Origin of the sequence: Mesorhizobium sp. M0514, from assembly GCF_040321145.1 — a bacterium.
Classification (GTDB): domain Bacteria; phylum Pseudomonadota; class Alphaproteobacteria; order Rhizobiales; family Rhizobiaceae; genus Mesorhizobium.
The window spans coordinates 1-4,728 of sequence record NZ_JAMYQZ010000172.1 but is presented as its reverse complement, the minus strand read 5'-3'; the positions used below and the strand labels follow the sequence as shown (position 1 = coordinate 4,728).

General features: G+C 64.0%; 3 protein-coding genes and 1 tRNA gene. 1 reads left to right on the top strand and 3 read right to left on the bottom strand.

From position 1 onward, the window contains the following. Positions 1 to 83 precede the first annotated feature (83 nt). From NKI61_RS32325 to NKI61_RS32315, 3 genes are all read right to left on the bottom strand, one after another. Positions 84 to 160 (bottom strand) — tRNA-Arg (locus NKI61_RS32325). A gap of 162 nt (positions 161 to 322) precedes the next feature. After that, on the bottom strand, positions 323 to 1,225 hold the full coding sequence (locus tag NKI61_RS32320; RefSeq protein ID WP_023703727.1) for a DUF1003 domain-containing protein: 903 nt from the start codon (positions 1,223 to 1,225) through the stop codon (positions 323 to 325). Positions 1,226 to 1,654: 429 nt separating this feature from the next. Beyond that, positions 1,655 to 2,623 carry a D-alanyl-D-alanine carboxypeptidase family protein gene (locus NKI61_RS32315; protein WP_352842348.1) on the bottom strand — a complete coding sequence of 323 codons (969 nt, stop codon included), beginning with the start codon at positions 2,621 to 2,623 and terminating at the stop codon, positions 1,655 to 1,657. Positions 2,624 to 2,872: 249 nt separating this feature from the next. Between NKI61_RS32315 and NKI61_RS32310 the strand changes: the two genes are divergently transcribed. Then, a complete protein-coding gene (locus NKI61_RS32310) occupies positions 2,873 to 4,684 on the top strand; it encodes a methyl-accepting chemotaxis protein (RefSeq protein WP_352842347.1) in 1,812 nt (603 codons plus the stop codon). Positions 4,685 to 4,728: the final 44 nt, after the last annotated feature.

Genomic DNA, 4,728 nt, shown 5'->3' with positions numbered 1-4,728 from the left:
CAAAACCCCTTCGGGCCAAAAGTGTTACCCATGTCTCCGATATAAACCGTAACCTATGTGTCCGGAATGGACCCTCGGTAAGCTGGCGCACCCGACAGGATTCGAACCTGTGACCTCTGCCTTCGGAGGGCAGCGCTCTATCCAGCTGAGCTACGGGTGCCTTCAGGGAACCTGAAAACGAACCAGCCGATAGGCCGGCCAGCCACGGCTTCTTAGCGGAAGCCGGCGCGGGCTTCAACGGGCAATTGGCGTGGCGATATTTTCGAAGCCACGTCGCGCGGCTCGGCAACTTCGCGTCCGCCTTGCAGCCTCAGCCCGGGACTCACCCCGCCACCTCCACCTTCGCCACCCGCCTGCGCACCCTGCGCGGCGCCCGCTTCGCCTTCTTCGCGCCGGTCAGTTCGTGCATCGCATCCAGCTGCATCTGCTGCATTTCGGCCAGCCGCGTCCATTGGCGCGAGATCAGATAGTCGAGCTTTTCGTGCAAATGGCGCACTTCCAGCTCGGCTTTCAGGTTCACCCGGTAGTCGTTGAACGAGCGCAGGCGGTCCTTGGCCTCCGTCCGTCTCTGGCTCATCATGATGATCGGCGCCTGGATGGCGGCGATACAGGAGAGCAGCAGGTTGAGCAGGATGAAGGGGTAGGGGTCGAAGGCGCTGCTCACGCCCGCGATCAAATTGATGCCGATCCACACCGCAAGCACGCTGCCGAACGAGATCAGGAACCACCAGCTGCCGCCGAAAGCCGCCATGTTGTCGGAGACGCGGTCGGCGAACGAGCGGTGCTCCTCGAACTCCTCTTCCGAGTTTTCCGAAATCGTGTCCTGCCTGGCGATCGATTCGACCACCTGGCGGTCGAGCTCGGAGAATTCGCCATGCTCCTGCTGCAGCAGCTCCTCCATGTAGCGCATGCGGTAACGGCCGAGCTCCTCCCGGCTGATGCGGGCGCCGCGCGGCAGGTCGGGATGATCGGAGCGGATGCGGTCGGCCAGGCTCGGCCTGAGGTCGTCGATGCGCACCAGGTCACGCTTGCGAAACTTTCTACCTGATATCGCCGACGGTTTTCGCTTCGGCTTCAGGCGGCCATGGGGTTCGGAGTCCGGCACATCGGGCGCTTCCAGCGCCTCGTCGGCAACCAGTTCGGCGTCGTGGGCGGGCGGCGCCTCGAAATACTCGCCGCCGCTGTCGTTTTCATTGTCGGCCTGTTCGGATGGTTTTGGGCTCATGATGCCGGCTCCTGCTGTCGCGCCCACGATACGCCAAGGCGAGGCGGCATAGCCACTGTGGCGGTGAAGATTGGGGGCTTGTGCATGCTTGTGATGAATGCCTGCTGCAATTGCCTGTGGCAGCGCAGCCCCCCGGGGCCTCGCTCGCCTGCTGCTCGGCAACCAGACCGCCGAAGTGCTGTTGCCGACGGAGGTCGCGCCTGCTGCAGAGTTAAGATGAGGCAGCGATCCTTCACGACCCCCCTCTGTCCTGCCGGACATCTCCCCCTCAAGGGGGGAGATCAGATGTCGCCATGGCTTCGCCAAACACGAAAAAGAGGCGAGACGCCGAAGCTGCTAATCTCCCCACTTGAGGGGGAGATGGCCGGCAGGCCAGAGGGGGGTGCTGTCCCGCCGGCGTTTCAGAGTTCCTCCACCCAACGACGGGTTCTATTGCGGCGGTAAACCAGGCAACTGCGACCCCTGCGCCGGCAAACCAGGCGGCGGCAGGCCGGGCGACGCGGCCGGCTGATCTCCCGCAAACATCAGCCGCGTCTTCGTATCGGCCATGGCGGGCGACAGACTGCGCTGGATCAGCGCTTCGACATGGTCGTTGCGCTGCCTAGCGCTGTCGGCGCCCATCACCACCACGATCAGATGCCGGCCGTCGGCATTGTAGGACGTGACGATATTGTAACCGGATGCCCTGATATAGCCGGTCTTGATGCCGTCGACGCCGCGCACCCGGCCGAGCATGTCGTTGTGGCCGCGCACCAGCCGGCCGCGGAACATGAAGTCGCTTTCGGAGAAATAGTGGAACTGCTGCGGGAAGCGGGCGCGCAGCGCCATCCCCAGCGTCGCCATGTCGCGCGCCGATGTGTGCTGGCCATCGTCGGGCAGGCCGGAGGCATTGCGGAAGACGGTGCTGCTCATGCCGATCTGGCGCGCCTTGGACGTCATCATGGCGGCGAACTGGTCCTCCGAGCCGCCGAGATATTCGCCCACCGCCACCGCCACGTCATTGGCCGACTTGACCACGATCGCCCGGATCGCCGAATCGACATCGATGCTCTCGCCGCGCTTGAAGCGCAATTTGGTCGGCGGCTGCCGGGCGGCATTGTCGGAGACCGGAATCTGCGTTTCCTTCGAGACGCGGCCGGACTCCAGCGCCTCGAACAGCAGGTACAGCGTCATCATCTTGGTCAGCGACGCCGGATAGCGTTGCGCCCTCGAACTGACTTCGAACAGCGTCTTGCCACTGCCGACATCGACGACGATGGCCGCATATTTCTCCTGCGGCGCCGGCACCGCCAGCACGCTGTCGGGCGGTGCGGTGGTGTTGCAGCCGGCCACGAAGACAAGCAGCAGGAGGGCTGCGAGAAATTTCTGGGCGGGGGAGGGGAAATGGAAATTTGGCAAGTCAAGTCCGGCGTTGCTGAGAGGGCCGGAACCTAGCCTAACCCATTTTGTTCGTCCATTTGGTTAACGGCGGAGCTGCCGATGACGCTGCCAATCTCCCCCGCAAGGGGGGAGATCAGATGTCGCTTCGGCTTCGCCAACCATCGGCGCTGAAACGGCAACCTCCCGAAATCGCCTGCTTCCTGTCCTGTTTTGCCTGCGGGGTCGCGGTGCTGCTATAGAGGCGGCAATTGCTTGGGGGATTTGACAATGACCGGTGACATCGGCGCGGCTGCGCCATCTCTTATCAGGGCTTCGCTCAGCCGCACCGGCAAATGGGCCGGCAGCGTCGCTTTCATCGGCGGCGCCGCATCCGACATCCTCAATCCGCTGGCGCCGTTCGCCGCCTATATCGCGCTGGTCGCTTCGGTTGCCGCCGCCGTCATCGCCATTGCCATCGTTCTGCGGCTGGTGCTGGCCGCCAAGGCGCTGCCGGCGCTGATCTTTGCCACCAGCGCTGCCGCCGTCGCCGGCGGCGTCTATGGCCTGCAGCAGCAGTCCAATTCGCAGAACGGTGTGATCGCCGGCCTGGTGCCGGCCATCGCCCAGTTGCAGCAGCAGATGGGCATCGTCTCGGCCAGGGTGGCCAGGATCGAGCAAACGGTAACCGAGACGAAGCTGGCGGTCGACCAGGTCAAGCAATCGACCGACGCGGTGGCGAAGAAGACCGAGGAAATTGCGTCGACCCAGCAGCAGCAGGCTGAGCAGGGCGCGCAGACGCAAAAGTCGGTAGAGGCGGTCAAGCAGACGACCGAAACGCTCGCTGCCGGCCAGCAGAAACAGGCCGAGCAGGCGGATAAGCTTCAGGCGACCACCGAGCAGATCGCCGCCTCGATCGACACCATCGCCAAGGGCTTTGCCGCATTGGCCGCGCAGGGCGGGACGATCGCCGAGCCGAAGCGGCCGGACGAATTCTATCACAATGCCCGCGTCTACGAGCTTTCCGGCGACATGCTGAATGCGCGGCGCTCCTATCTCGCTTTCGCCGGTTTCGACGTCGACGCCGTCGATCCCTACACACGCTTCGCCACCCTGCTGCGCGTGCAGGACGGCAAGGCCGGCGCCCGCGAAGTGTTCGGCGCCCTGGCCGACAAGGCCAAGGCGCTGTCGATCAAGCTGGTCCATATCCTGCAGTTCGACGATGCCCAGCGTCTCGACAAGCTCAACGCCTTCATCGCCGCCAATCCGGATTTCGCACCGGCCTATTACCTGCTCGCGCAGGAGTTTTCCGAGGATCGCCTCGGCGTCCAGTCGCTGTCCGACAAGCGCAGCGAGGCCGAGGCGCTGACCAGGTTCGTCTCCTATGAAAAGGAAGGCGGGCTGCTCAAATATTTCGTCGACCAGACGCAGCTCGCCGACTGGCTCGACCGCAGCCGTACCCGCCTGACGGCGCTTGGCGACGTGCTCGACCCAGCACGCTTTGCCCCGACGCTGACGCCGATGCGCTCCAATGCCGGCTGGACGATCTCCATCTCGCTGCCCGAGGCCGCGACCGGCATTTCCTGGCGCATGGGTGTGTCAGGTCCGTTCACCGACACCGGGCTGATGGCGATGAACGACCAGCGCACCGGCAAGCCGATGCCCAATCCGAGCTTCGAATTGCCCGACAGCACCACGGCCACCACCATCGGGGTCAAATATCTCGATCTCAGGGGCCGCGAGACCGGGCCGTTCGACATAAGTTTCGATCCGGACGCGGCGCTGCAACAGGGCAACAAACAGATCCTCGACCAGTTCTGGACGTCGTGGATCGCCTTCGACGCCAGCGGCAATCACGGCCTGGTCTATTTCTCCCAGATGCTGTCATTCCGCTGCGGCATCAAGGAGGTGCGCTACAGCCTGAACGGCACGGCGCTCGACAAGGAGATCAAGCTGCCGCCTTGCGACAAGAAGGACCCCTACGCCATTCCTTATGACTACCAGCCTTACTTCAAGGTCGCCGACAACGTGACATCGATGGCGGTGCAGGTCACCTACACCGACGGCACCAAGTCGCCGGTGCGCGAGTATAAGCGGCAGTAGGCGCCCACCCTCCCCCATGTGGGGAGGGTCGATCCGCGTAGCGG

What these genes read in the sequence shown, in the direction of transcription:
- NKI61_RS32320 (WP_023703727.1), bottom strand. Translation starts at nt 1,225, where the DNA reads ATGAGCCCAAAACCATCCGAACAGGCCGACAATGAAAACGACAGCGGC.
- NKI61_RS32310 (WP_352842347.1), top strand. Translation starts at nt 2,873, where the DNA reads ATGACCGGTGACATCGGCGCGGCTGCGCCATCTCTTATCAGGGCTTCG.